A 26,499-nucleotide genomic window follows, 5' to 3' on the forward strand; every position below is an offset into this window, starting at 1 on the left:
ACGGCTCAGTCGTGAATGTTGACGCCCAGGCAAGCGCGAACAAACTCAGGGTTAAAGTGCTTCACGGCATCCCCGACGTACCCCAAATCGAGGGCGTCGATCTGCGCCATTTCGCTCTCCGTCAGGGAGAAATCCCAGATAGCAACGTTCTCTTCGATACGTTCCTGATGGGTCGATTTTGGAATGACGGTCACACCGCGCTGGACGTTCCAGCGCAGGACCACCTGAGCAACGCTCTTTTTATGGGCATCGGCAATGCCCTGCAGCATCGCATTTTCATACGGCTTGTGTCGCCCGCCGCCCAAGGGCGCCCAGGCTTCAGGCTGCACGTTGTAATAGCGCATGGTTTCCAGGGCGGCAGGTTGGGCAAAGTAAGGATGCAGTTCAACCTGATTGACCATCGGCCTGATTCGGACGGTTTCACAGAAGTTGGCTAAGACGTGAGGATAAAAATTGGACACCCCAATCGCTCTCAGTTTACCGGCTTCATAGGCCTCTTCCATCGCCCGCCACGCGCTGAAATAGTCCCGCATGGCCTGATGCAGCAAGTAGAGATCAAAGTACTCCAGCCCCGATTTTTCTAACGACGCGTCGATACCCGCTTTGGCCGTCTCGTCGCTGGCCATGTCCTGCACCCACAGTTTTGAGGTAATGAACAGCTCTTCCCGGGTGCACAGGCCCCCGGCAATGGCTTCCCGAACGGCGTCGCCCACGGCATCTTCATTGCCATAGACCGCAGCCGTATCGATCAGACGATAGCCTGCCCGAATCGCGCTCAGCACGGACTGTTTACACTCTTCTTTGTCGGTAACCTGAAAAACACCGAAACCGGCCATCGGCATTTTCAGGCCGTTGCTTAATTCTGCATATTCCACGATTGAACTCCTCTGCGCTGTCAAACAGCCATTCTAAAGGACAAAGACGGTGGCGATTAAGAGGCAGAGCCTGACAGGAGTTATGCAGATAATTCATTAATGCCCTTCTCAGATAGCGTTTCTGCTCGCAAGCGCCTCTTTAAAAACGGGCAATGCCGGGCCGGCAACAATGAGGGTGGGCCGCCTGGAGCGTTCAGGCCGCTGTGAGCGCAAAGCGGGCATCAGGATACAGAACAAAAAAAATCGCCAGATGAGTGAGTAAAAGCTACAGTCAATACAGCTCCAACTGGTATGACCACACAAAAAAAGGCTCACCTGATGAATTCGATAATAATACCGGTCACTGAAGGCGGATTTCTGGCTGCCACGTTATGGGAAAAAAACGATGCCAGAGCACTGGTTATCCTTCATCCTGCTACGGCGGTTGTGCAGGCGTTTTACAAGGGCTTCGCAGAGTATCTTAACAACATGGGATTCAGCGTTCTGACTTACGACTACCGTGGGACGGGTCGCTCGAAGTCGGGAATGCTCCGTCACTACAGCGTCTCCATGTCAGACTGGATCGAGCAGGATGTAGGCTGCATAACGGCCTGGGCTAAGGCGCGTTTCCCCGGGCTTAGCCTGCTGGCAGTGGGTCACAGCATTGGTGGGCACGCCGTTCTGCTTTCGACGGCCACCCACTCCCTGAAGGCGGCGGTCATTGTGGCATCACACGCCGGGGTGACAAGTACCATCAAACATACGGCAGAAAAGGTACGCGTATGGTGCTTACTGCGTATTCTCGCGCCAGCGCTATGCCGTATCTTTGGGTATATGCCTGCCAGGCGCCTCGGGCTGGGAGAAGATTTACCCGCGCCTGTGATGCTACAGTGGGGACGCTGGAGCGCAATGCCGGGTTACTTTTACGACGATCCAGACTGGGATGCGCGCCGACGGGCAAGCGAGATAAGGTTACCCTTACTGGTGATGGGTTTTGATGACGATCCCTGGGCTAACCCCGAAGCCATTACACGCCTGCTGGAGCCGGTACAGCACGCAAAAATTGAACGCCAGGAGATACGGCACGCGGAATTCGGTCTCTCAGGCGTCGGCCACATGGGCTTTTTTCGTACGCGATGTGCGGAGAAATTATGGCCTGTCGTCGGTGAGTGGCTGGAGAGTCAGTGCCCGGAATGATAACGACCCTGTCGATTACGAGCCAGAAACAGATTTACGGCCTGCAGCAGAAAGGGAAAATACCGTCCGGATTAAACGTAGCAATGCCGTTATTAAGCCAGGCGGCAAAATAAGCGAACCGCTGTCATGCGAAATTAAGTTAATAAAAAACCCGCTCAGGGCGGGTTTATTTTATTATCAGTAATTCTTAACTGCTCAGGCTATTACCTTCATCGCTATCGTAATAACTACTGATAATTAACGCAGATTACAGGACTGTGACGTTTCCGGCAGCAGGACCTTTAGCGCCATTTTCAATGGTGAAGGAGACTTTCTGGCCTTCTTCAAGGGTTTTGAAGCTGTCGCTCTGGATAGCAGAGAAGTGTACGAAGACATCTTTGCTGCCGTCATCAGGGGTGATAAAGCCAAAACCTTTATCTGCGTTAAACCATTTTACTAAACCAGTCATTTTATTAGACATAGATAATTCCTTAATGATGAGCCACTTAAACGCGGCGATGATGGCCTGTATTGCGAGAGTTACTTACCTGGCACTTAGGAGGAGACTCATGAAGAAGGGTATCTGTGGATAACACTTGAACTGAGGACTGCTTTACTAAAACTGCTTTCGTAAGGTCTGTTTTCCAAACCGATGGCGCTATTAAGACATAGAAAAATTAGCTAAGCAATGTTTATATTATTTATTTTACCCGTTTAAACACCCGGATGGCTGAATGGCTGATATATCCCCTGTCCTTTTAAATTTCCACATTTTCCGATCGGAGGAATATATTCCCAAATAAAGTATGAGCGCAAAAAAAGCAGCCCTTGGGGGCTGCTGATTATGATGACAAAGTGCCCGCATTTTTGCCGGGTGGCGCTGCGCTTACCCGGCCTACCGTTTCTGTAGGCCCGTGCAAGCAAAGCGCCGCCGGGCGGCCCTTCGGGGCTGCTTTTTACACTTTAGCCAGTTCCCTTAAGTGCTTTTTCAGCTTGTGATATTCATCAATCACGTACTGTTCGGCACCCTGCTGGTCGGCAATCGGCTCCACGCGCACGGCGCAATACTTATACTCCGGCGTTTTGGTAATCGGGCTCAGGTTCTCCGTCACCAGCTCGTTACAGGCTCCGATCCACCACTGATAGGTCATGTACACGGCACCCATGTTCGGACGATCGCTCACCTGGGCGCGGGTAATGACTTTGCCTTTGCGCGACGTGACCCACACCAGGGCTTCGTCCTCAATACCGAGGCGCTTCGCGTCGGCGGTATTGATCTGCGCATAGCCCGGTTCATCCGCCAGGGCAGCCAGTGCCGCACAGTTACCGGTCATCGAACGGCAAGAGTAGTGGCCAACCTCACGCACCGTCGACAGCACCAGCGGGTACTCGTCGGTGAGCTTGTCGATCGGCGCAACCCAGTCGCAGGTATAGAGCTGTCCCAGCCCGTTCGGGGTGGAGAACTCTTTTTCGAACAGGTAGTCCGTCCCCTGATCGGCCTCTGACTCGTCGCGACACGGCCACTGGATATAGCCCAGCTCGCCCATCTTCTCGTAGGTGGCTCCGAAGAAATCAGGGCACAGATGACGCAGTTCATCCCAGATCTGCCGGGTGTTGTCATAGTGCATCGGATAGCCCATCCGGGTGGCGATCTCGCTGATGATCTGCCAGTCGGTTTTCAGGTCCCACTTCGGCTCTACCGCTTTGAAGAAGCGCTGGAAACCCCGGTCGGCGGCGGTGTAAACCCCCTCGTGCTCACCCCAGGAGGTGGACGGCAGGATCACATCGGCGGCGGCGGCGGTCTTGGTCATAAAGATGTCCTGCACAATGACCAGCTCCAGCTCCTCAAAGGCCTTACGCACCGCGGACAGCTCGGCGTCGGTCTGGAGCGGATCTTCCCCCATGATATAGGCGGCACGCACTTCGCCGTGCGCGACCCGGTGCGGCAGCTCGCTGATGCGGTACCCGGTATGGGCAGGCAGCGATTCCACGCCCCAGGCTTTGGCGAACTTAGCCCGGTTTTCCGGGTTGTTGATGTACTGATAGCCCGGATAGGTATCCGGCAGCGCACCCATGTCGCACGCGCCCTGCACGTTGTTCTGCCCGCGCACCGGGTTAACCCCTGCATAAGGCTTGCCGAGGTTGCCGGTCAGCAGCGCCAGGCTGGTCAGGGAACGCACGGTTTCCACGCCCTGGTAGAACTGGGTCACGCCCATGCCCCACAGAATGGCCGCGTTTTCCGCTGCGGCATACATCCGTGCCGCCTGGCGGATCTCCTGGGCGCTGACCCCGGTGATGTCTTCAACGGACTCAGGCGTATAGCCTTCAACGATTTTGCGATACTCCTCGAAGCCTTCGGTACGGGCCGCCACAAAGGCGCGGTCGTACAGCTGCTCTTCGATAATCACGTGCCCCATCGCGTTGAGCAGCGCGATGTTGGAGCCGTTTTTCAGGGCGATGTGCATATCGGCAATACGCGCGGTTTCAATTTTGCGCGGATCGCAGACGATAATCTTCGCCCCGTTGCGTTTGGCTTTGATCACCCGGTTCGCCACGATAGGGTGCGAATCCGCCGGGTTATAGCCAAAAATAAAGACCATATCGGCATTCTCGATGCCAACAATGGAGTTACTCATTGCGCCGTTACCGACCGACTGGTGCAGACCTGCAACCGATGGGCCGTGTCAGACGCGCGCGCAGCAGTCGACATTGTTGGTGCCGACTGCCGCGCGGGCAAATTTTTGCATGATGTAGTTGGTTTCATTCCCGGTGCCGCGCGATGACCCGGTGGTCATGATCGCGTCCGGGCCGTGTGCGGCTTTGATCGCACAGAGTTTAGTGGCAACGTAATCCAGCGCTTCGTCCCAGGAGACGGCCTCCAGCTTGCCGCCGCGCTCGCGACGGATCATCGGTGACTTCAGGCGCGGGGTGAGGATCTGCGTATCGTTGATAAAATCCCAGCCGTAGTAGCCTTTCAGGCAGAGATCGCCCTGATTGGTCTTACCCTGTGCCGCTTCAGCCTTGACGACTTTGCCGTTATCGACCACCAGGTTGATTTTGCAACCCGATGCGCAATAGGGGCAAACCGTGACGACTTTCTTCATCGGTAGTTACTCCGTTAGTAATATGTCCTCAGCGGTATGCATGAAGTGTGCCAGCATGAAATTTGATGTTAAGTAGCTGAAATGGTGGAAAAATAGAGGAAGAGTTTTGCGGGGGAGCAGCCGTTCGTCATAAATGTCATGACGAACGGACAGCGATGACGTTAGCGTACGATCAGCGCGTCGTAGCCTTTGAAGCGGTAGTTAATCAGAGAGGCGATCCAGCAGAGGATAAACAGCCCGACCACGATAAACCCGGCGTTGCCCAGATTGTCATTCAGCGCCGCCACGTCGTTCCACAGCCCGCCCGTCAGACCAAACTTATCCGCCAGCAGGCCCAGCGCTTCCAGACCGCCGATAAACAGCGCCACCACCACCGAGGTGCCGGTAATGGTCATGTTGTAGTAGAGCTTGCGCTGCGGCTTGTTGAAGGCCCAGCCGTAGGCACCCACCATAATCAGGTTGTCGAGCGTGTCGATCAGCGCCATACCGCTGGTAAACAGCAGCGGGAAGACCATGATCGCCCATACCGACATGCCGCTGGAGGCCCCGGCTGCGGAGATCCCCAGCACCCCGATCTCGGTGGCGGTATCAAAGCCGAGGCCAAACAGAAAGCCCACCAGATACATATGCCAGCTGCGGGTCACCAGGCGGAACGCCGAGCGGAACAGCCAGTTCATCACCCCGCCGCGGGCAAAGGAGACCTCTTCCGGCACCTTCTCGCCGCGCTTCATTTTGTTAAAGCTGCCCCAGACGTCGCGCAGAATAACCAGGTTCACCAGCGCCATCGCCAGCAGGAAAAAGGCCGACACCGCCGTGCCGATGGTGCCGCCGGTCTCGTGGAACCATTCCATGTTACGGCTGAAAGCGGTAGCGGTCGCGGCGATGGCAATCGAGGCCAGCACCACAATGGAGGAGTGCCCCAGCGAGAACCAGGCCCCCACGCCGCACGGGCGTTTGCCCTGCTGCATCATCTTGCGGGTGACGTTATCAATGGCGGCGATGTGGTCCGCATCCACCGCGTGACGCAGGCCGTAGCACCAGGCCAGCAGGCTGGCCGCCATCAGCGACGGGGTGTTGTGAAAGAGGTAGAACGCGGTTCCCCAGGCGAGAATATTGGTGGCGATCAGGGCCAGCATCAGCGCCATGGCCTTGGGGTGGTTGTTGAAGTATTTGATAAACATCGTGATATCCCGATTTAAGAAAGAGACGCGGCAGCAATCACCGCCTGTCCAAATGCAATCGCGCCGTCTCCGGCGGGCAAGCGCCCGGGAAACAGCACGGTAAAATCGTCCAGCCAGAATTGCAGGCGTTCCCGCAGGAGCCGGTTGTGCATGACCCCGCCGCTACAGACGATGGTGCCAAGGTCGCAGCGGCGGGCATGCTGCGCCGCCAGCGTCGCCAGCCCGCCGGCCAGCGCATCGTGGAACGCCCACGCGCGCTCGGCGTCAGAGGCCTGCCAGCCAAGCCACTGGTGCCAGAAGGTGGCCATATCCAGCTCGCCGTCGCGTACCGGCAAGGTGACCGGATGGCTGACCGGCCCGCCGCGCAGCGCCAGGGCCTCCAGCCGACAGGCGGCCTCCCCTTCGTAGCTAAGCTGCGCCGGCGCGCAGCCCGTTGCGGCGGCCACCGCATCAAACAGCCGTCCGGCAGATGAGGCCAGCGGAGAATTCACCCCGCGGGCGATGGCCTGGGCCAGCGGCGGCCAGGGTTTATCCAGCAGCACCCGCGCCTCGGGGCGGGTTTGCCACCCGGGCACAAAGGCCTGGAACTGGGCCAGCAGGTTGCGCCACGGCTGGCGTGCCGCCAGGTCGCCGCCCGGCAGCGCCACCGCAGGCAGCCCGCCGAGCCGGTCACAGCAGCGGTAGTTGACCCGCAGGCACTCCCCCCCCCACAGGGCACCGTTTTCCCCCTGGCCCAGCCCGTCAAGGACCAGGGCGATGACGTCCCCGCCGTCGCGCGGCCAGCCATGTTCCGCCAGGCAGGCCGCGGCGTGGGCGTGGTGATGCAGCACGCGATGGTGGGGATACGGCATCTGCTCCCCGAGCCGGGTGGAGCGATAGCCGGGATGGGCGTCGGTCACCACCCCTTCCGGGCTGAACTGCCAGAGATCCTGAAGCACGGTCAGGGCCTGCTGCCACTGGGCCAGCGCCTCGTCATCCCCCAGATCGCCCAGGTGCTGGCTCAGGATCGCCTCCCCGCCGCGCACCAGGCAGAAGGTGTTTTTCAGATCCGCGCCAAGGCATAAAAGCGAAGGTACATTGGCAAAACCGGGCGGCAACGGCAGCGCGTCCGGGACAAAGCCCCGGGAGCGGCGCAGCATTTCGCCGCTGGCGCGCAGCACCGAGTCGTCCATGCGCTGAACGATGTCGCGGTTATGCAGCAGCCAGCCGTCGGCAATCCCATCCAGATCCTGCATGGCCCGGTCGTTGGTCAGCGCCGGAGGGCAGCCGTTCAGGTTGCCGGAGGTCATCACCAGGGGACGATCCAGATCCTGCATCAGCAGATGCTGGAGCGGATTGGCCGCCAGCAATACTCCCACCTCGTTCAGCCCGGGGGCGATGGCTTCGCAGCAGGCCAGGAGCCGCTTATCCACCAGCACAATCGGTGCCGCGGTTGAACGCAGCAGGGCCTGCGCTTCTGCAGGAAGTGCAGTGGCTAATTGCGGCGGGATCATCACCGCCAGCGGTTTCGCCGGACGCCGCTTGCGCGCGCGCAGCCGGTTAACCGCCAGCGCATTGCCGGCATCGCAGGCCAGATGGAAGCCGCCCAGCCCCTTTATCGCCACGATCCCGCCCTGCTTCAGCGCCTCCACCGCAGCCCGCAGGGCGCTATCTTTATCTTCACGCCACTCGCTGCACACCCAGCTCAGCTGCGGCCCGCAGTCGGGGCAGGCCACCGGCTGGGCGTGAAAGCGCCGGTCAGCCGGGTTGCGGTACTCCGCCGCGCAGGCCGGACAGAGGGCAAACTCCGCCATGGTGGTGGCCGGGCGGTCATAGGGCATCGCCCGGATAATGGTGAAGCGCGGCCCGCAGTGGGTACAGTTGATAAAGGGATAACGGTAGCGACGCTCGCCCGGGTCGTTCATCTCGGCCAGACATTGCGGGCAGGTGGCGGCATCCGGCACCACCTGGGTGGTCATCTTCCCCTGCCCGCTGGGCAGAATGGTGAAGGCCTCCGGCAACGAGGCCCAGTGCCACGGCTGCTCGCTGATGTCGTCAATGCGCGCCAGCGGCGGGCCTCCGGCGGCCAGCCGGGTGATAAAATCCTGCGCCTCACCGGCCAGGCGAACCATCACCCCTGCTCCGTCGTTGCAGACGTCGCCTTTCAGCCCCAGCTGCCGGGCCAGTTGCCAGACCCAGGGGCGAAACCCCACCCCCTGGACTTTGCCGCGAATGCGCAGCAGCGTGCCGTTTGTACACATTAATTAACTCTCTACCGCCTCACGCAGGCGTTGTTTCATCGCGCTGTAGGTGGTCTGGGCATAGTTTTCTGCCCAGGCTTGATCGGCAATAGTGTCGATCTTCACCGCGCAGTATTTGGTTTCTGGCGTTTTCGAGACCGGGTCGAGGTTGTCCTGGGTCAGCTCGTTGCAGGCCCCAATCCACCACTGATAGGTCATGTATACCGCCCCTTGATTGATGCGTTCGCTCACGTCGGCGCGGCTGATCACCTTCCCGCGGCGGGAGCTGACCCACACCAGCTGGCGATCGCGGATGCCGAGCTGCTGCGCATCCTGCGGGTTGATCTGCACAAAGCCCGGTTCATCCGCCAGGGTTTGCAGCGCCGCGCAGTTGCCGGTCATCGAACGGCAGGAGTAGTGCCCCACCTCGCGCACGGTGCAGAGCACCAGCGGATAGTCGGCGTCCGGCATCTCCGCCGGTTTGCGCCATGGCGCGGCAAACAGCTGCCCTTTGCCGCTCGGGGTGTCGAAGCGGTTGTCCGCGTAGAGCCACGGCGTGCCCGGATGTTCGAGGGTCGGACACGGCCACTGGATGTGCCCCATCTCGCCCATTTTTTCGTACGTCACGCCGTAGAACAACGGACACAGCTCGCGCATTTCGTCCCAGATCTGCTGGTTATCGCGGTACGCCATCGGGTAGCCCATCGCGGTGGCGATCAGGCTGATGATCTCCCAGTCGCGCTTGACGTTGCCCTTTGGCTCCACGGCTTTTTCAAAACGCTGGAAGCCGCGGTCGGCGCAGGTGAAGACCCCGCCGTGCTCGCCCCATGAGGTGGCGGGCAGCAACACATCTGCGGCTTCGGCGGTTTTGGTCATAAAGATGTCCTGCACCACCACGAAGTCGAGGGCGTCAAAGCCTTTGCGCACCAGGCCCAGATCGGCTTCGGTCTGGAGCGGATCTTCACCCATGATGTAATAGGCTTTGACCTTGCCCTCCAGCGCGAGGTGCGGCACTTCGGTGATCCGCACGCCGACCTGGTCATCCATCCGCGCAGGATCGACGCCCCACGCCCGGGCGAATTTCTCCCGCACCTGCGGGTCCGTCACGTCCTGATAGCCGGGGAACTGGTTGGGGATCACCCCCATGTCGCACGCGCCCTGGACGTTATTCTGCCCGCGCACCGGGCCGACGCCGCAGTGTTCGCGCCCGAGGTTGCCGGTAAGCAGCGCCAGGGTGGAGAGCCCTTTCACCACGTCCACCGCCTGCCCGAACTGGGTCACGCCCATCCCCCACATCACGGTGGCGGACGGCGCGGCGGCATAGATGCGCATCGCATCGCGGATCTGCCGGGCGCTGACCCCGGTAATCTCCTCGACGTTTTCCGGGGCGTAGTCGCGGACCGTTTCGCGCAGCGCGTCCAGTCCTTCGGTGTAGCGGGCGACGTAATCGCTGTTGTAGAGGCTCTCGTCCAGCAGGGTGTAAATAAAGGCGTTCACCAGCGCCATGTTGCAGCCGTTGTGGATCTGCAAATGCCGGTCGGCGATGCGCGCGGTTTCAATTTTTCGCGGATCGCAGACGATCACCCGGGCGCCGTTCTGTTTGGCTTTGATCACCCGGCGGGCGACGATCGGGTGCGAGTCGGCGCAGTTGTAGCCGAAGATCAGCAGGCATTTTGAGTTTTCGATATCGCTGATGGAGTTGCTCATCGCCCCGTTGCCCAGCGTCTCCTGCAGCCCGGCCACGCTCGGCCCGTGGCAGACGCGGGCGCAGCAGTCGACGTTGTTGGTGTTGAGCACCCCGCGGGCAAACTTCTGCATCACGTAGTTGGTTTCATTCCCGGTGCCGCGCGATGACCCTGTGGTCATGATGGAGCGCGGTCCATGGCTGGCCTTGATCTCACTCAGGCGTCGGGCGGTGTAGCGGATGGCTTCATCCCAGGAGACGGGCACAAATTTGCCGCCTTTCTGGTAGCGGATCATTGGCTGGGTGAGGCGCGGCGTCAGCAGCCGGGTGTCGTTGAGAAAATCCCAGCCGTAATAGCCTTTCAGGCACAGCTGATTCTGGTTGGTGACGCCCTGCGCGCCCTCCGCACGAACGATTTTATTGTTGTCGACAACGAGTTTTAATTTACAGCCCGCACCGCAGTACGGGCAGACGCTGGTGATTTTTTTCATCAGTAACAGACCTGCTAAAAGTGAAAAGAGAGGCAGAGGCTTACAGCATCTGCGAGGAAACGGAGTCCAGCGCCGCGCGGCGGCGTTTCTCGAGACTCAACTGCTCAAGCTTCTGCCTGTCGATGCAGACAATGGCATTGGTCGGGCAGGCCTGAATGCAGGCGGGGCCGTCCGGCTGGTGATAGCAGAGGTCGCATTTGTTGGCCTCGGCCTTCTCTGACATCACGTTCAGCCCGGCGCCGATGCTGCGCACAACCGGACGCAGCACCACTTCCATCGCGCCGTACGGGCAGGCCACCACGCAGGTTTTGCACCCGATGCAGCGCTCCTGGTGGACGTGAACAAAGTCGTTATCGCGGGTGATGGCCCCGTTCGGGCAGACGCTGGCGCAAGGGGCGTCTTCACACTGGCGGCACATGGTGGCCGTGGAGACGTTGACGCCTTTGATGACGTGAATGCGCGGCAGGAAGTTCTGCGGGGTCAGCGAGGCGCAGTCCTGGGTGTCGTGGTGCGACACCACGCAGGCCACTTCACAGGTACGACAGCCGATGCATTTGCTGGCATCGGCAATGATGAAACGGTTCATCCTTAATCTCCGGGAATGATGATTAGCTTGCCGGAGGTATGCATAAATTGGGCCAGATATTAAGATTTTGAAATTAAAGGGATTTATTTGGAGGTGTGGCTGTCATCGTCATAAGTGACGATGACAGGAGTGACGGATTTGTTTTAGTCCTTGTAGGCCGGGCAAGCGAAGCGCCCCCGGCATGGCCTTTCTGGAAAGCTCCTCGCAAACTTCAAAGTAACCTTATGTAATTCAGGGTTAAGGCTTTTAATCCCATTATCAGGCTCGTAAAGTGACTGCGTTGCGACACATCCGCAATCGGGCGTAGGAACCCGTATTCTACAGAGCGATATTTGTATGTCGCGACAGTGCATATCCCGTAAAATCACGGTGGCACTGGCGGAGCAGCCGAAAGGCTGGCCGTTTTTCTCTGTGGGCGGCATTCCTACCTCCGTCAGTGCTGCCTCCTTTGAGCGTAGGAACTTTTAGGATGGTTAAATCAATTAATACAGAGAGGATGTCATGATGACTACTATCCCAACCCTGCCTTACCCGCAATCTGACGAACAGGTTATTCCCCCTTCCCTGACTACGCCGCTTTCTGCTGCTGCGGATCTCTTTGAGGTCGCCGATCGCTGCGCCGCTCTGGTGAGCGTGTTGATCGAAACGGACGACAGAGCATCCCGCACTACGCTCTGTGAAGGTCTGCTCCACGCGCTGCGCCAGCTGCGTGAACGCTGTGATGCCGAACTTCCGCCGCACCTTGTTGCGCAGTTGATCCAGGGGGAAACACTCACCTCCTGTATGCCGGACTGCTGGCAGGAAACCGCCCCTCAGGTGGATTATGCGCTGGCTTTAGTGCAGGCAATTCTGGGCGGAACGTTGCCCGCCAGCGTCGAGAAAGAACTGACGGGGCTGCTGCACGATCTGGTCTGGCTGGTTAATGAGTTTGTGAAGGAGCCGTATATTACGGTGCATTGAATGCGGCTGGAAGTCCGTGAAGGCTGACTCGTTTCAGGTTGTGATAAGGGGCTGTGGAAGGCCCCTTAATGCGGTTGAGGATGAGGTTAGCGTTGGGGCTGGTGTTCGATTTTTTATAAGACGACAACATCGGTTGTTACCTATGAGAAACAATGGATGTCTGTTAAGAGCGAGGAGCGGACATTTCCTTCCATGATGAGACAGGAAGATTTTTGAAAGTGTATGGTCTGTTTACCGGGATACTTACAACCGCACCTGAGAGTCCAAACCGACTATAGAATTGTGTCCGCGTAATGTAGGTTGGCACACTATTTGTGAAAAAATTTAATACAGAAAACACTACACTCTAAACTCTAATGTTCTGTTGTTACCTTTTCACCATCTCCCCTGGAGGCGGTTAGCAATAGATTTTGACTTTGCCTTATTGATCTTTTTATTTAAATTTTTTCAGAGCAGGCAGAGAATTATTGTTAGGTTTTTTAATAATATTGGGCAGGCGAAAATTATGTATAAAGCGAAAGCAGGGAAGGCTCTGAACTTAGCTCTGAATAACAGTTCAAAGGCAGAGGCTTTATCGGCTTTTGGTGTGGCTTTAACTTATGCAACAAAAGGTGGGTTTAACCTATCCACATTACATAAAATTGAAGTTCATGAATCAAAGAGCATAAGCACATCTCGGGAAATTGAACTGGTTAACAAATATAACGGGATACTTAAAAAAGCGAAGGAATTTTCCGCGAAGATAGAAAGCCTGACTTATCAACTCGATAAGACAACTAAATCCTTAGCGGAAACAAAGTCAGCCTTGGCTATCGCTGAATCAAAATTTAGGTCGGCAAATAAAGTTGCAGAAAATATGCGATTACACCGAGATGAGGCATCAAGAGCTTTAGAAGAAACTTGTAATATTTTATTGAAAACTCAGAGAGATTTTGAAAAAGAGAAAGCAGCATCTCAATGCTTTAAAAATGAGTTGGAAAAGCTATCCTCCACACTTACAAAACCAGTTGAATCACCTAAAATTGCCGCAAGTACACCACAAGCAATAATCACCTTCGATATAAATAATATTCTAAATGAAATTCAGGAGGATAAAGAAACTGAAAACCGAAAACAAGATCAAAACTTATCATTTCAATCTCTATCTGGCATATACGAAAGCATTATCTTGTCACCGAATCTTGCGAATAAAAATTTTACACTCCAAAAGCCTGATGCGAGATATGGGAAATTGGAATGGATTGTTAATGGGAATATAAAACTCACCAACTACTGGTATGATAACTCATACACAAACTACTATTTCTTTGTTATTCCATCTACACAAGATAAAACAACTTACACATCAGGGATTCACCGTTCTGATACAGGACCTCGCGGAGGAGATCATGGAAGTTATACTTCCAGATACACAACAATAGAGCAAGGCTTGAAAGAGTTTTTAAAAAAAGCGCTTGATTAAACTGATTCCTATGTATTAGACCATTCCCTTATCAACAAAGATATTATTTATGGCATCTCTCTGGGATATAGTGTTTGATCTTATCCACCAACTTTGAACATAAGTGGCCTGACACCGTTCTACTGTACGATATTCGGTTTTGATAAGTGGCTAAGGATGATACTAAATGTCCGCTCCTGGCACAAAGCGGACATCCCAGCAATAACCACCCAACTACCCCCGCATATCAAACCCAACCTTCTGAAAATCCCTAAACACCTCAGGATTGGTAAACGCCGGGAACTTCGCTTTTTGAGCCGCCAGTTTCACCGCCTCACAATACTCCTTATTGCCATTACTGGTTGATACCTTTAACGCTCTACCATCCTGCGCAAACTCCATATGCAGTCTGCATTTTTTGCCCTTCCAGCGTTCTGGCTCAGCAATTTTATCTTCTATTGCCGCCTTAATACCCCGCGCCTGTGCCCCCCATTCATCCTGATCGTCCCAGCGCCCAGAACTGCAACTCCCTATTGCTGAGGTTTTGTGGCATCCCGAAGGCTGTAACGGCGCACAACCTGCTAACAGGCTGACCACGACGACAAGCATAAACATCTTCCCTACTCTTTCATGCGATCTCACGCCTTAAACTCCTGTGCTCATATACCCGTTAAAATTAATTTCGGTTTAACATTTTACGAAAAACAGAACTAATAAAAAAACAGAGCTATAAGTCCGGTAAGACGTAAGCCGCCACCGGGCAATTCCAGAGAGGTACACGTAATCAGCAACCTGGTTTAAATATTGTGCTCGCATTTGCCGGGCGGCGGCTGACGCCTTGCACGGCCTACAAAACCCAGGATATCAACAAATGACGCATATTTCGTAGGCCCGGTAAGGCGCTAGCCGCCACCGGGCAATTCCAGAGAGGTACACGTAATCAGCAACCTGGTTTAAATATTGTGCTCGCTTATGCCGGGCGGCGGCTGACGCCTTGCACGGCCTACAAAACCCACAATATCAACAAATGACGCATATTTCGTAGGCCCGGTAAGGTGCTAGCCGCCACCGGGCATTTCCAGAGAGGTACCTTTGTGATTACTCGCTACAACTCCCCAAACCCCAGCACCCCATCCCTCTCCGCCAGGCTTTCATAAACGGTCTCCACCGCCTCTTTTACCTTCTCCGTCATCGGATAATAAAACCCCACAATATCCGGCTGAATACCTAAGAAGATCACCTCCCCCACATCCCCCCGCAGCTGATCCACCAGATAATTAAGCGGCATATTGTGCGTCGTCATCATAAACATCTCGGCGATGTCGTCCGGGTCGATACGGCGGATCTCGCCCGGGTTGAGCCCCATATCTGTCGCATCAACAATCAGCAGCCGCGCCGGGCGCAGCTCGCGGATCGCGACCACGTCGTTTTCCGGGGCGCTGCCGCCGTCGAACACCACCCAGTCGCCGCGCGGCGCTTCGCGGCACATCTCGGCCAGCAGCGGACCGGCGCCGTCGTCGCCCATCATGCTGTTGCCGACGCAGAGTAATACATCAGTCACGTTGCCTCCGAACCATCAGATAGATGGCGTTTTCCTGGTGAATGGCGTGGAGCATGCCGAGCATCGCTTCGCTCCATTCCTGCTGCTGCGCCGTCTGCCGCGCCATTGCGGCGTCAAAGGCGCTGGCCAGCATCACAATATGATTCGCGTCGATCACGATCTCACCGTAGCGCGGCACACCCTCCATTTTACGCCGCGCCTCGCTCCCCGTTTCCAGGGTGGCGATCCAGTCCAGATACGCCTCCCACGGACAGGTCAGCGCCGCCTCCAGGCAGTCGATGACCCCCAGATGGTGGCCGATGGCCAGCCCGTAGTAGATCACCTGCTGGGCGTCGTCGGGGGTGTTGTCATTTTCATCAATGAACTTGCGGCTGAGCTGGCTGAAGACCACGGTTTCGCTCATCAGATACGCTCCTGCCCGACCACCTCAAGGAGGTTGCCGACGATCTCATTCAGGCGCGGATCGTTCTCCCGGGCCAGCCAGGCCGCCACGCTTTTATCCCCTTCCAGCAGATGGCGCATAAAGTCGTCGGCGATCTGGCGGCCGTAGCGGTAGCCCGCCAGGCGGCGCGCGGCGCGGTCGATGCGGACCCGCAGGGGCTGAACCATCTCCGGATGCAGGATCTCGGCGGGCTGGTTGTCCAGCGCCCCCGGCTCGCGGGCGTGGATCTTCTGCTCCAGCAGCCCCAGCGCCATGGCAAAACCGTACAGGGTGGCGGCAGGCGACGGCGGGCAGCCGGGAATGTACACATCCACCGGGACGATTTTGTCGGTGCCGCCCCAGACGCAGTACAGATCGTGGAAGATACCGCCGGAGTTGCCGCAGGCGCCGTAGGAGATACAGATTTTCGGATCGGGGGCCGATTCCCACGCGCGCAGCGCCGGGGAGCGCATTGCGCGGGTCACCGCCCCGGTAAACAGCAGAATGTCGGCGTGGCGCGGGGATGGCACCACCTTAATGCCGAAGCGCTCGGTGTCGAAGATCGGCGACAGGGTAGCGAAGATCTCAATCTCGCAGCCGTTGCAGCCGCCGCAGTCCACGCGGTAGACATAGGCGGAGCGCTTGATTTTTTTCAGCAGCGAGGCCTTCATGCGGGCGATGGACTCATCCACCGTCACCGGCACCGGGATCCCCTGTTCGTTACGTGGGCCTAAGAGTTCGCTCATCGTGTCGCTTCCTTCATCTCGCGGGTCAGATGGATTTTTTCCGAGGGGGTCAGCCCCTGCAGGCGCTTACAGTCCGGGCAGGTCTCAAAGCTCTCCCGGTGATGCTCCGCGCGTTTGTCGCCGTTGTGGCGCAGCAGTTCGATGACGTAGTCGATCTCTTTTTGCACCGCGTACGGGCGCTGACACACCCGGCAGTGGCAGACGTCAAAGCGCGACTGCTGGAGAAAATCGGCCTTGCTCCACACCGCCAGCTCATACTCCTGGGAGAGTTTGATGGCGGTGGTCGGGCAGACCTCTTCGCAGCGCCCGCAGAAGATGCAGCGCCCCAGATTGAACTGCCAGGCAAGCTGACCGTACTGCACATCCGTCTCTACCGTCAGAGCGTTCGACGGACAGGCGTTCACGCAGGCCGCGCAGCCGATACACTGCTTGGGGTCGTGCTCCGGCTTGCCGCGCATATTTTTGTCGACCGCAATCGGCTGGAGGGGATACGACTCCGTCACCGTGCCGGTTTTGATGACTTTTTTGATAAAGGTAAACATGAATGCTCCGGGTTATTTCAGCGGCGAGTTCTTGCGTTCAATGCTGTAGCGTTCCAGCTCTTTGTACGGCACCACCTTGCTCTTCTTCTTACGCACGTCCACCACCGTCATGCGGTCGGTGCAGGAGTAGCAAGGGTCGAGGCTGCCGATAATCAGCGGCGCGTCGGAGACGGTGTTGCCGCGCAGCATGTAGCGCAGCGTCGGCCAGTTGGCGTAGGTGGCCGCCCGGCAGCGCCAGCGCCACAGCTTCTGGTTGTCGCCGGTCATGCTCCAGTGGATATCATCCCCGCGCGGCGCTTCGCTGAAGCCCAGCGCAAAGCGGTTCGGGATATAGGTAAAGCCTTCCACCATCAGCTCGCCGCCCGGCAGGTTGTCGAGACCAAAATCAATCATGTTCAGCGCGGTGTAGACCTCGTTGATGCGCACCTTCAGGCGGGAAATCACGTCGCAGCCCTGCTCGGTGTGAACCTCCATCGGCAGCAGGCCGTAGCCAACAAACGGGTGGTCGGCGCGGGTATCGCGGGCGTGACCGCTGGCGCGGACCATCGGGCCGACGTTGCTGAAGTCGCGGGCGATCTGCGGGTCGAGACGACCCACGCCGACGGTGCGCTGGTCGATGTTCGGCGTGCTCAGCAGAATATCCACCAGGTCCTGCACCTCGCGGCGCATCTGCTGGGCCAGCAGGCGGGTCTGGATCATGTCGTCTTTCAGCAGGTCGCGACGGATGCCGCCGATCAGGTTCAGGCCGTAGGTTTTACGCGCCCCGGTGAGGATCTCCGCCATCTTCATCGAGGTTTCACGCACGCGGAAGAACTGCATAAAGCCGGAGTCAAACCCGACGAAGTGGCAGGCCAGGCCGAGGTTCAGCAGGTGCGAGTGCAGGCGTTCCACCTCCAGCAGAATGGCGCGGATCATCTGGGCGCGTTCCGGCACCACGATCCCCATCGCATTCTCCACCGAGGTGGTGTAGGCCGTGCTGTGGGCAAAGCCGCAGATACCGCAGACGCGATCCGACAGGAAGGTCACTTCGTTGTAGCCCATCCGCGTTTCAGCCAGCTTCTCCATGCCGCGATGGACGTAGAACAGGCGGTAGTCGGCGTCGATAATGTTCTCGCCGTCGACGAACAGGCGGAAGTGGCCCGGCTCATCGGAGGTGACGTGCAGGGGGCCAATCGGCACCACGTTGTTCTTCTTATCCCCGAGTTCGTTGATGAACGCATAGGTCTCTTTGTCGGTGGTCGGGGCCGGGCGCTGACGGTAATCCATGCTGTCTTTACGCAGCGGATAGAGTTCGTCCGGCCAGTCATCCGGCAGCACCAGACGGCGCTCGTCCGGCAGGCCCACCGGCACCAGGCCGTACATGTCGCGCACTTCGCGCTCGCCCCACACCGCCGCGGGCACGCGCGGGGTGACGGACGGGAACTCCGGTTTGTCGGCGTCCACCTCCACGCGCACGGTGAGCCAGCAGCGGGTGCCCTGCTCCATCGACAGCACGTAGTAGACGGCGTAGCTGCCGCAGAGCTGGCGTTCGTCGTTGCCAAACAGCACCGACAGCCAGCCGCCCTGCTTGTAGTACAGGAACTCGACCACTTCCGGCAGGTAGTTGATTTTCACCGTCACGGTGATTTGATCTTTGGTCTGCCAGGCTTCATCCAGCACCACGCCAGGGAAGGCCTGATGCAGTGCGGCGAGATAGTGTTGACCAACTTTTTCTTCAGACATGGGTATTCTCTACAGTCACGCCGCCAGCAAGGAGACGAAAGCTAAAAATGCCAGACCGAAACCGGTCCAGGTAATCCGTGAGGTGGCGTTAAAGCGCAGGCGCGCCATGCTGTTCTCAAACAGGGCAATCACCAGTACGCCCACGACCAGCTTGACCACCGCAATGACGATCGCCAGCAGCAGACCGCCTGCGGAGAAGTGGGTCATCTGTCCCCAGGGGATAAACACCCCGACAAACATCTGCAACACCACCAGCTGTTTCAGGCTGATGCCCCACTTGAGCACGGCAAAGCCCGCGCCGCTGTATTCCGACAGCGGGCCTTCCTGCAGCTCCTGCTCGGCCTCGGCAAGGTCAAACGGCAGCTTGCCCATCTCAATGAAGGTGGCGAAGGCGCAGGCGCACATCGCCAGTAACAGCGTCAGGGTGTGGGCCACCGGCCAGTGGTAGATGGTCGCGGTCACCGCGCTGATGTGAGTGGTGCCCGCCACCTGAGCGGCAACCCACAGACCCAGGAGCAGGATCGGCTCCACCAGCACGCCGAGCATCGCTTCACGGCTGGCGCCAATCCCGGTGAAGGGGCTGCCGGTATCCAGCCCGGCGATGGCGAAGAAGAAGCGTGCGATAGCGAAGAGGTAGATCAGGGTGATCAGATCCCCCAGCGCAGGCACTGGAGAGGCAACGGTGATCACCGGCAGTGCGGTAGCAATGGCGAACATCACCGCCACCATCACAAACGGCATCAGACGGAACACCCAGCCGGACGCCGCCGGGGCCACGCTCTGGCGGCCCAGGAGTTTGATCAGATCCCGGTACTCCTGGAAGATATCCGGCCCGCGACGGGTATGCAGACGGGCACGCGCCACGCGGGTAATGCCCGCCAGCAGCGGCGCAGCGGCAAACAGCACCAGCGCCTGAATCAAAGCGAAGATGAGGGTCATGCTCAGGCTCCTCGGGAGATAACGACAACCACCAGCACCGCCAGCTCAATCAGGGCGATACGGTGGAATAACACGGCGGTGCTGTCGCACTGCCAGCCGGGGATAAAGCGCACCGGGTTGAGCCATTTGCGCAGCTTCAGCACTGGCGCGAAGGACTCTTTCACCGGCATTGCAAAGCCGTGGGCGGTGATGACCATCGAGGCTTCGTGATCGTAGCCGCAGACCCAGGCAAAGCCGCGGGAGCGGTTCGCCAGGCGGTCGCCCTTGAACAGCACCATCAGGATAAACGGCAGCAGCAGACCGGCGATCAGCAGCAGGGTAATCATCGGCTGCGAGACGGTAGACATCTCCCCGCCGCTGACCGGGAACAGGCCGCTGATAATCGGCAGGAACCACGGGGCCGCCACGCCGCCCGCCACGCAGAACAGCGCCGCCAGCACAGTGCTGACGGTCATCATCCCCGGGGCGCAGCAGGCGTTTTCCGCCTCTTCGGTGCGCGGTGCGCCGAGGAAGGTGACGCCATAGACTTTCGCCATACACATCACCGCCAGCGCGCCGGTAATCGCCAGGCCGGTTGCCAGCAGCGGCCCCAGCAGGCGGGCAACAAAGGCGTCATGGGTGCCGAGATTGAAGAAGGACTGATAGATCACCCACTCCCCGGCAAAGCCGTTCAGCGGCGGCAGGGCCGCCATCGCCATCAGCCCCACCAGCATGGCCAGCGAGATCAGCGGCATTTTTTTGCCGATGCCGCCCAGCTTCTCGATGTCGCGATGGCCGGTGCGATACCACACCGCGCCCGCGCCGAGGAACAGCGTGGTTTTAAACAGCCCGTGGCTAATCAGATGGTAAAGACCGCCGGTAAAGCCCAGCGCAATCAGCAGGTTGCTGTGCAGCGCAATACCGGTGACGCCCGCCCCGAGGCCGAGCAGGATAATGCCGATGTTTTCCAGGGTGTGATACGCCAGCAGGCGCTGGATGTTGTGCTCCATCAGGGCGTACAGCCCGCCGATAAAGGCGGTGAGCATGCCCATCACCAGCAGCAACACCCCGAGCCACAGCGGCGGTAACGCCCCGCTCAGCGCCACGGTGAGCATGCCGTACAGGCCAACCTTCATGACGACCGTGGAGAACAGCGCGGCAGCCGGGGCGCTGGCATTAGCATGCGCCTGCGGGGCCCAGCCGTGCAGCGGGATCACACCCGCCAGCAGGCCAAAGCCCGCCAGGCCCGGCAGCCAGATGCTGGCCCCAGGCGCCTGGGCGGTAGCCAGGGCATTCATCGCCCCGAAGTTCAGGGTGCCGTAGAAGCCCCACGCCTGCCAGCAGGCGATGGCCAGCAGGAGGGTCCCCAGACGACCCAGCACAAACCACAGCTTGCCGGACTGGGCGCAGCCGGTGAGAAACGCGCCACACAGGGCCATCACTTCCGCCATCACAACCAGCCAGCCGAGGTTATCGACCATGATGGCGGCCACGGCGGCAGCCATCAGCAGGTTGGTCAGCAGGCCGTTGGCTTTCGCCTGCGGGTGGCGGTGCCAGGCAATGGTAAACAGGCTGATAAGAAACGCCGGCAGGCCGATGGCGATAAGCCATATCGCCCGGATGCCGGTCATCTGCATGCCGAGGTGCAGCCAGGTTATCTCTGCGTGCAGCGGGCCGGTTTGCGAGGAGAGCAGCGCGATCGCCCCTGCCCCCACCGTCATGGCGCTGGCAATGGCGCCGCCGATCCCGGCGATAGCGCCGCTGATTGGCCGGTTGGCGCAAAAAATGAGGGCCAGCACCGCGCTGATGACATACCACGCCAGCGCCTGGTTAATTAACGATAAGGCGTTCATCAAAGCTCTCCTTGTTGCGACTGGAACAGCGACAGATCGCCCAGATCCGTGTGCAGGGTGAGTTCGCGCTTGTTCCGGCTGGCGCGCGCGATGTCCTCGTTATTAATCAGACGCAGGGATTTGGTCGGGCAGGTGCGGACGCACGCTGGGCCGTCCGGGTCGAAGTAGCAGAGGTCGCACTTCACCGCGATGGCGCGCACGCCAGGCACCCAGTCGAGGAACGGGCTGACGCGGGCGGGTGCCGGGGCGGCCATCGGCGCCTTGCTGGTATTACAGTTGGCAGGAATGGCCCGCGGGCGGCTCCCGGCAAACTCAACGGCGCCAAACGGGCAGGCAATACCGCACAGCTTGCAGCTGACGCACAGGCTTTCATTAAGCTGGATGGCGCCGTCAATGCGGGTGATGGCATTGACCGGGCACACCTGGGCGCAGGGGGCATCTTCGCAGTGATGGCAAAGCTGCGGCGCAGAGTCCTGGCTGTTGCGCATCACTTTCAGTCGCGGCTGGCTTTGCAGGCCATGCTGGCGATGGTTTTCTGAGCAGGCTGCCTCACAGGTGTGGCACCCGATACACAGCGTGGGATCGGCAATTACAAAACGATTCACCTGGTTTCCTCTGGTGATAGTCATTTTTGACGAAAAATGGCGGAAGTGTCATTTTCGACACCTGACGACATCGAATTCAGGCGGCGGCGTGGTGCTGCGCGAGCGCCGCCAGGGTCAGCGATTCGCCGCGCTCGGTGGCCTCAAATAGCGCGGCATAAACACCGTTGATTTTCCCGAGGAAATGGTTGAATACCGCTTCGCGCTGGTCGATGTGAATGCTGCCGTCCAGCATCCCGTCATCGCTCAGCCGGGCGCGACCAATCAGCACGCTCTCGTCGTTGTCACGCGCTTCAATGGTGTAATTGAAGATATGCCCGTTGAACGCCTGTTCAGGCGTCACGCGGATAAGGAAGTGGTCGAACAGCCAGAAACCGAGCCCGGTGTCGTTGTTGCAGCCCACACTCAGGTGCAGACTGGCTTTAGAGAGGGTAATGGCCTGAACCAGTGAATTACCGTAGTGGTTCCAGTGGGCGCGGAGCACGCGCTGTTGCCCGGCAATAAAATTGGCTTTTTCGCTCAATTCTGAAAGTGTCATGGTGATGTACCTGATGCGTCATATGTAAAGAGTTCGCTTCACTAAGCACATTTCATGCCATTTTTTAACCTATTGATTTTATGCATTTTTATTTTTTAAAGCCTGCCCGATCACAAAAAATGACATGTCATTTCGTCATCTTTGTCAGGGTTCAGTCTTCCCCCGCACTTTCTCCTCACTAAAAGCTGGCATCAATATTGCTTTACCCCGCAAGACTTCACCGGGAATAGCACAATGCACGAAATCACCCTCTGCCAGCAGGCGCTGGAATTGATCGAACAACAGGCCCATCAGCATCACGCGAAGCGGGTGACGGATGTCTGGCTGCGCGTCGGCGCTTTTTCCTGCGTGGAAAGCAGCGCGCTGGAATTTTGCTTTGAGCTGGTCTGCCGCGGCACCCTGGCCGAAGGCTGCGGGCTGCATCTCGAAGAACAGCAGGCGGAATGCTGGTGTCAGGACTGCCAGGAATATGTCCAGCTGCTAACCCATCGCGTGCGACGCTGCCCGCAATGCGGCGGCGCGAGTCTGAATATCGTCGCTGACGACGGACTGCACATCACGCGTCTGGAAATTGAACAGGAGTAAATCATGTGTACCACCTGCGGTTGCGCCCACGGCAACCTCTATATAGAAGGCGACGAGCGGAATGCCCATTCCGCTTTTCGCAGCGCCCCCTTCTCACCGGCACCCCGCCAGACGTTTCACGTCACGCGGATCGGCGGCGGCGATTTTGCGCCCACGGAACAGCAGCCAGGCCAGCTTGATTACGGCCAGGGGGCCGCAGGCACTCACGCGCCGGGCCTGAGCCAGCGCAAGATGGTCGAGATTGAGATCGACGTGCTGAGCAAAAATAATCAGGTTGCCGAACGTAACCGCCAGCGGTTCCGTGCCCGGCAGCAGCTGGCGCTGAATCTGGTCTCCAGCCCCGGCTCCGGTAAAACCACCCTGCTGACCGAGACCTTAACGCGCTTACAGCAGCGTGTGCCCTGCGCGGTGATCGAAGGCGATCAGCAGACCGTGAATGATGCCGAGCGGATCCGCGCCACCGGCACTCCGGCGATCCAGGTTAATACCGGCAAAGGCTGCCACCTGGACGCGCAAATGATCTCTGACGCGATGCAGCGCCTGCCCCTGGACGAGGGCGGGATTATGTTTATCGAGAATGTCGGCAACCTGGTCTGCCCGGCCAGCTTCGATCTCGGGGAGCGCCATAAGGTGGCGGTGCTCTCCGTTACCGAGGGCGAGGACAAGCCGCTGAAATATCCGCACATGTTCGCCGCCGCCTCCATCATGCTGCTCAACAAGGTCGATCTGCTGCCGTACCTCAACTTTGACGTGGAGAAATGCCTCGCCGCCGCCCGGGAAGTGAACCCGGATATCGCGATCCTGCTGGTCTCCGCCACGCGGGGTGACGGGATGGACGCCTGGCTTGACTGGCTGGAGGCGCAGCGATGTGCATAGGCGTTCCCGGTAAAATCACCGCCATTGCGGACGGTATGCAGGCCAAAGTCGAGGTCTGCGGCGTGCTGCGCGATGTGGATCTGACCCTGGTCGGTGCTCACGACGAAAACGGCACCAGCCGTCTCGGCCAGTGGGTACTGGTCCACGTCGGCTTCGCCATGAGCGTGATAAATGAAGCGGAGGCGCTGGACACCCTCGCCGCGCTGCAGAATATGTTCGACGTTGAGCCGGACGTGGGCCCGCTGCTGTTTGGGGAGGAGCCCCGCTGATGCGCTATGTTGACGAATACCGCGACCCGGAAAAGGTGATGCGTCTGATTGAGACGCTGAAAACCCGCGCCGCGTCGTTGCCCTACACCCCGGCCCGCCCGCTGCGGATCATGGAGGTGTGCGGCGGCCATACCCACGCCATCTTTAAGTTCGGCCTCGATCGGCTCCTGCCGGAGAATATCGAGTTTATCCACGGCCCCGGCTGCCCGGTGTGCGTCCTGCCGATGGGGCGGATCGATACCTGCATTGAGATCGCCAGCGACCCGGAGGTGATCTTCTGTACCTTCGGCGACGCAATGCGGGTCCCGGGTAAAAACGGCTCCCTGCTGGATGCCCGGATGCGCGGCGCGGATGTGCGGATCATCTACTCCCCCGCCGACGCGCTGAAGCTGGCCCGGCAAAACCCGGATCGTAAAGTGGTGTTCTTCGGCCTGGGGTTCGAAACCACCATGCCCGCCACCGCCCTGACCCTGCGCCAGGCGAAGGCCGCTAACGTACAGAACTTCTTCTTTTTCTGTCAGCACATCACGCTAATCCCGGTGCTGAAAAGCCTGCTGGAACAGCCGGAAAACGGCATCGACGCTTTCCTGGCACCGGGGCACGTCAGCATGGTGATTGGCACCCACGCCTACGATTTTATCGCGGCGGAACATCAGCGCCCGCTGGCGGTCGCCGGTTTTGAACCGGTCGATCTGCTGCAGGGGGTGTTGATGATCGTGGAGCAGAAGATCGCGGGCGTAAGCCAGGTCGAAAATCAGTATCGCCGCATCGTGCCTGAAAACGGCAACGCCGTGGCCCAGACCGCCATCGCAGAGGTATTCGGCATAGAAGGCGACAGCGAATGGCGCGGGCTGGGGGTGATTGAACACTCCGGCGTGCATCTCACCGACGCGTATCGCCAGTTCGACGCCGAGCGCCACTTCAGCACCCGTGCGCAAGACATCTGTGACGATCCTGAGGCACGCTGCGGCGCGGTCCTGACCGGGCGCTGTAAACCGGCCCAGTGTCCGCTGTTTGGTAACAAATGCACGCCGCAAAGCGCCTTTGGCGCGCTGATGGTGTCATCGGAAGGGGCGTGTAGCGCCTGGTATCAGTACCGTTCTCAGGAGTGTGAAAGTTGAAACAGATAACCCTCGCCCACGGGAGCGGCGGACAGGCCATGCAACAGCTGATCGGCGAGCTTTTTATGCGCGCCTTCGCCAACCCGCTGCTGAACGAGCAGGAAGATCAGGCCCGTATTCCCCTGCATGAGCTCACCGCTCAGGGCGACAGGCTGGCCTTTTCCACCGACAGCTATGTGATTGACCCGCTGTTCTTCCCGGGGGGCGATATCGGCAAGCTGGCTGTCTGCGGTACGGCTAACGACGTGGCGGTCAGCGGGGCGATCCCGCGCTGGCTCTCCTGCGGCTTTATCCTCGAGGAGGGGCTGGAGATGGCGGCGCTGGAGCGCATCGTCACCAGCATGGCCACCGCCGCCTCTGAAGCAGGCATCACCATTGTGACCGGCGATACCAAAGTGGTCCCGCGCGGCGCGGTGGATAAAGTGTTTATTAACACCGCCGGTATCGGTTCGATTCCCGAGGGGGTAAACTGGGGGATGCGCCAGATTGCGCCAGGCGATGTGCTGCTGGTCAGCGGCACGCTGGGCGATCACGGTGCGACTATCCTGAACCTGCGCGAAGGCTTAGGTCTGGATGGCGACCTGCAAAGCGACTGCGCCGTCCTGACGCCGCTCATTCAGGCGCTGCGGGCAGAGCCCGGCATCAAAGCCCTGCGCGACGCCACTCGCGGCGGCGTAAATGCCGTTGCCCACGAGTTTGCCGCCAGCAGCGGCTGTGGCATCGAACTGCAGGAGAGCGCCCTGCCCGTGAAGGCCGCCGTGCGCGGGGCATGCGAACTGCTGGGGCTGGACCCGCTTAACTTTGCCAACGAAGGCAAGCTGGCTATCGTCGTTGGACGCCATGAAGCGGAGCGCGTGCTAGGCTTAGTACGTCAACATCCTCTGGGCCAGGACGCGGCCATCATCGGCGAGGTGGTAGAACGCAAAGGTGTCAGGCTCACCGGACTGTACGGCGTGAAGCGAACCCTGAATTTGCCACATGCCGAACCGCTACCGCGTATTTGCTGATCCCGGCAGCACTCATTAGCTTCTCATTTTTCTGGATACTCT

General features: G+C 58.9%; 25 protein-coding genes. 8 read left to right on the plus strand and 17 right to left on the minus strand.

Translation table 11 applies throughout. The features are described 5' to 3' along the window. Positions 1-5 precede the first annotated feature (5 nt). The gene (locus ES815_RS04785; protein ID WP_142486849.1) at positions 6-875 is read right to left on the minus strand and encodes an aldo/keto reductase; all 870 of its coding nucleotides are present in this window, start codon (positions 873-875) and stop codon (positions 6-8) included. Between the two features lie 318 nt (positions 876-1,193). Between ES815_RS04785 and ES815_RS04790 the strand changes: the two genes are divergently transcribed. Further along, a complete protein-coding gene (locus ES815_RS04790; RefSeq protein WP_142486850.1) occupies positions 1,194-2,051 on the plus strand; it encodes an alpha/beta fold hydrolase in 858 nt (285 codons plus the stop codon). 247 nt (positions 2,052-2,298) lie between these two features. On the opposite strand, the gene cspA is transcribed toward ES815_RS04790, so the two are convergent. The 6 genes from cspA to hydN form a co-directional block, all read right to left on the minus strand. Beyond that, positions 2,299-2,511 carry an RNA chaperone/antiterminator CspA gene (gene cspA, locus ES815_RS04795; RefSeq protein ID WP_106994905.1) on the minus strand — a complete coding sequence of 71 codons (213 nt, stop codon included), beginning with the start codon at positions 2,509-2,511 and terminating at the stop codon, positions 2,299-2,301. 475 nt (positions 2,512-2,986) lie between these two features. Further along, positions 2,987-5,134 carry a formate dehydrogenase subunit alpha gene (fdhF, locus tag ES815_RS04800; RefSeq protein WP_142486851.1) on the minus strand — a complete coding sequence of 716 codons (2,148 nt, stop codon included), beginning with the start codon at positions 5,132-5,134 and terminating at the stop codon, positions 2,987-2,989. Between the two features lie 161 nt (positions 5,135-5,295). Further along, a complete protein-coding gene (locus ES815_RS04805; RefSeq protein WP_142486852.1) occupies positions 5,296-6,315 on the minus strand; it encodes a HoxN/HupN/NixA family nickel/cobalt transporter in 1,020 nt (339 codons plus the stop codon). Between the two features lie 14 nt (positions 6,316-6,329). Next, on the minus strand, positions 6,330-8,555 hold the full coding sequence (gene hypF, locus ES815_RS04810; RefSeq protein ID WP_142486853.1) for a carbamoyltransferase HypF: 2,226 nt from the start codon (positions 8,553-8,555) through the stop codon (positions 6,330-6,332). Between the two features lie 3 nt (positions 8,556-8,558). After that, complete coding sequence (gene fdhF / locus ES815_RS04815; RefSeq protein WP_142486854.1) at positions 8,559-10,709, minus strand: formate dehydrogenase subunit alpha; 2,151 nt, start codon at positions 10,707-10,709, stop codon at positions 8,559-8,561. A 40-nt stretch (positions 10,710-10,749) separates the two neighbouring features. Then, entirely contained in the window at positions 10,750-11,295 is a 546-nt protein-coding gene (gene hydN, locus ES815_RS04820) for an electron transport protein HydN (RefSeq protein ID WP_142486855.1), read from the minus strand. A gap of 504 nt (positions 11,296-11,799) precedes the next feature. Here hydN and ES815_RS04830 point away from each other — a divergent pair. Together ES815_RS04830 and ES815_RS04835 are read left to right on the plus strand one after the other, a co-directional pair. Then, a complete protein-coding gene (locus ES815_RS04830) occupies positions 11,800-12,255 on the plus strand; it encodes a hypothetical protein (protein WP_142486857.1) in 456 nt (151 codons plus the stop codon). Between the two features lie 505 nt (positions 12,256-12,760). Beyond that, positions 12,761-13,717: a hypothetical protein gene (locus ES815_RS04835; RefSeq protein WP_142486858.1), complete on the plus strand. Its 957-nt coding sequence runs from the start codon at positions 12,761-12,763 to the stop codon at positions 13,715-13,717. 213 nt (positions 13,718-13,930) lie between these two features. On the opposite strand, the gene ES815_RS04840 is transcribed toward ES815_RS04835, so the two are convergent. The 10 genes from ES815_RS04840 to ES815_RS04885 form a co-directional block, all read right to left on the minus strand. After that, positions 13,931-14,311, minus strand: a complete 381-nt coding sequence (locus ES815_RS04840; RefSeq protein WP_409518822.1) for a cell envelope integrity TolA C-terminal domain-containing protein — start codon at positions 14,309-14,311, stop codon at positions 13,931-13,933. Positions 14,312-14,801: 490 nt separating this feature from the next. Next, entirely contained in the window at positions 14,802-15,257 is a 456-nt protein-coding gene (hycI, locus tag ES815_RS04845; RefSeq protein ID WP_142486860.1) for a hydrogenase maturation peptidase HycI, read from the minus strand. Then, the gene (locus ES815_RS04850) at positions 15,250-15,660 is read right to left on the minus strand and encodes a formate hydrogenlyase maturation HycH family protein (protein WP_142486861.1); all 411 of its coding nucleotides are present in this window, start codon (positions 15,658-15,660) and stop codon (positions 15,250-15,252) included. Before ES815_RS04850 ends, hycI begins: the two co-directional genes overlap by 8 nt. Further along, positions 15,660-16,424, minus strand: a complete 765-nt coding sequence (nuoB, locus tag ES815_RS04855; protein WP_142486862.1) for an NADH-quinone oxidoreductase subunit B family protein — start codon at positions 16,422-16,424, stop codon at positions 15,660-15,662. Before nuoB ends, ES815_RS04850 begins: the two co-directional genes overlap by 1 nt. Then, positions 16,421-16,966 (minus strand): formate hydrogenlyase complex iron-sulfur subunit, encoded by a 546-nt coding sequence (locus ES815_RS04860; RefSeq protein WP_142486863.1) that lies wholly within the window; start codon positions 16,964-16,966, stop codon positions 16,421-16,423. The genes nuoB and ES815_RS04860 overlap by 4 nt, the downstream gene beginning before the upstream one ends. 12 nt (positions 16,967-16,978) lie before the next feature. Then, on the minus strand, positions 16,979-18,688 hold the full coding sequence (gene hycE, locus ES815_RS04865; protein ID WP_142486864.1) for a formate hydrogenlyase subunit HycE: 1,710 nt from the start codon (positions 18,686-18,688) through the stop codon (positions 16,979-16,981). 15 nt (positions 18,689-18,703) lie between these two features. Then, positions 18,704-19,627 carry a respiratory chain complex I subunit 1 family protein gene (locus ES815_RS04870; protein ID WP_142486865.1) on the minus strand — a complete coding sequence of 308 codons (924 nt, stop codon included), beginning with the start codon at positions 19,625-19,627 and terminating at the stop codon, positions 18,704-18,706. 2 nt (positions 19,628-19,629) lie between these two features. Beyond that, positions 19,630-21,459 carry a formate hydrogenlyase subunit 3 gene (hycC, locus tag ES815_RS04875; protein WP_142486866.1) on the minus strand — a complete coding sequence of 610 codons (1,830 nt, stop codon included), beginning with the start codon at positions 21,457-21,459 and terminating at the stop codon, positions 19,630-19,632. Continuing rightward, entirely contained in the window at positions 21,459-22,064 is a 606-nt protein-coding gene (locus ES815_RS04880; protein ID WP_142486867.1) for a 4Fe-4S dicluster domain-containing protein, read from the minus strand. Before ES815_RS04880 ends, hycC begins: the two co-directional genes overlap by 1 nt. Positions 22,065-22,140: 76 nt before the next feature. Beyond that, positions 22,141-22,599, minus strand: a complete 459-nt coding sequence (locus tag ES815_RS04885) for a transcriptional regulator (RefSeq protein ID WP_142486868.1) — start codon at positions 22,597-22,599, stop codon at positions 22,141-22,143. Positions 22,600-22,833: 234 nt separating this feature from the next. Between ES815_RS04885 and hypA the strand changes: the two genes are divergently transcribed. Genes hypA through hypE form a run of 5 tightly spaced genes read left to right on the plus strand, consistent with a single transcriptional unit; the run spans position 22,834 to position 26,457 of the window. Beyond that, complete coding sequence (gene hypA / locus ES815_RS04890) at positions 22,834-23,184, plus strand: hydrogenase maturation nickel metallochaperone HypA (protein ID WP_142486869.1); 351 nt, start codon at positions 22,834-22,836, stop codon at positions 23,182-23,184. A gap of 3 nt (positions 23,185-23,187) precedes the next feature. Continuing rightward, entirely contained in the window at positions 23,188-24,060 is an 873-nt protein-coding gene (gene hypB / locus ES815_RS04895; protein ID WP_142486870.1) for a hydrogenase nickel incorporation protein HypB, read from the plus strand. Continuing rightward, positions 24,051-24,329 (plus strand): HypC/HybG/HupF family hydrogenase formation chaperone, encoded by a 279-nt coding sequence (locus tag ES815_RS04900; protein WP_142486871.1) that lies wholly within the window; start codon positions 24,051-24,053, stop codon positions 24,327-24,329. The genes hypB and ES815_RS04900 overlap by 10 nt, the downstream gene beginning before the upstream one ends. Further along, positions 24,329-25,450 carry a hydrogenase formation protein HypD gene (hypD, locus tag ES815_RS04905; RefSeq protein WP_142486872.1) on the plus strand — a complete coding sequence of 374 codons (1,122 nt, stop codon included), beginning with the start codon at positions 24,329-24,331 and terminating at the stop codon, positions 25,448-25,450. Before ES815_RS04900 ends, hypD begins: the two co-directional genes overlap by 1 nt. Beyond that, the gene (gene hypE, locus ES815_RS04910; RefSeq protein WP_142486873.1) at positions 25,447-26,457 is read left to right on the plus strand and encodes a hydrogenase expression/formation protein HypE; all 1,011 of its coding nucleotides are present in this window, start codon (positions 25,447-25,449) and stop codon (positions 26,455-26,457) included. The genes hypD and hypE overlap by 4 nt, the downstream gene beginning before the upstream one ends. The last annotated feature ends 42 nt before the right edge of the window (positions 26,458-26,499 follow it).

It is taken from the genome of Leclercia adecarboxylata (genome assembly GCF_006874705.1).
In the GTDB taxonomy this organism is placed as follows: Bacteria; Pseudomonadota; Gammaproteobacteria; order Enterobacterales; family Enterobacteriaceae; genus Enterobacter; species Enterobacter adecarboxylatus_C.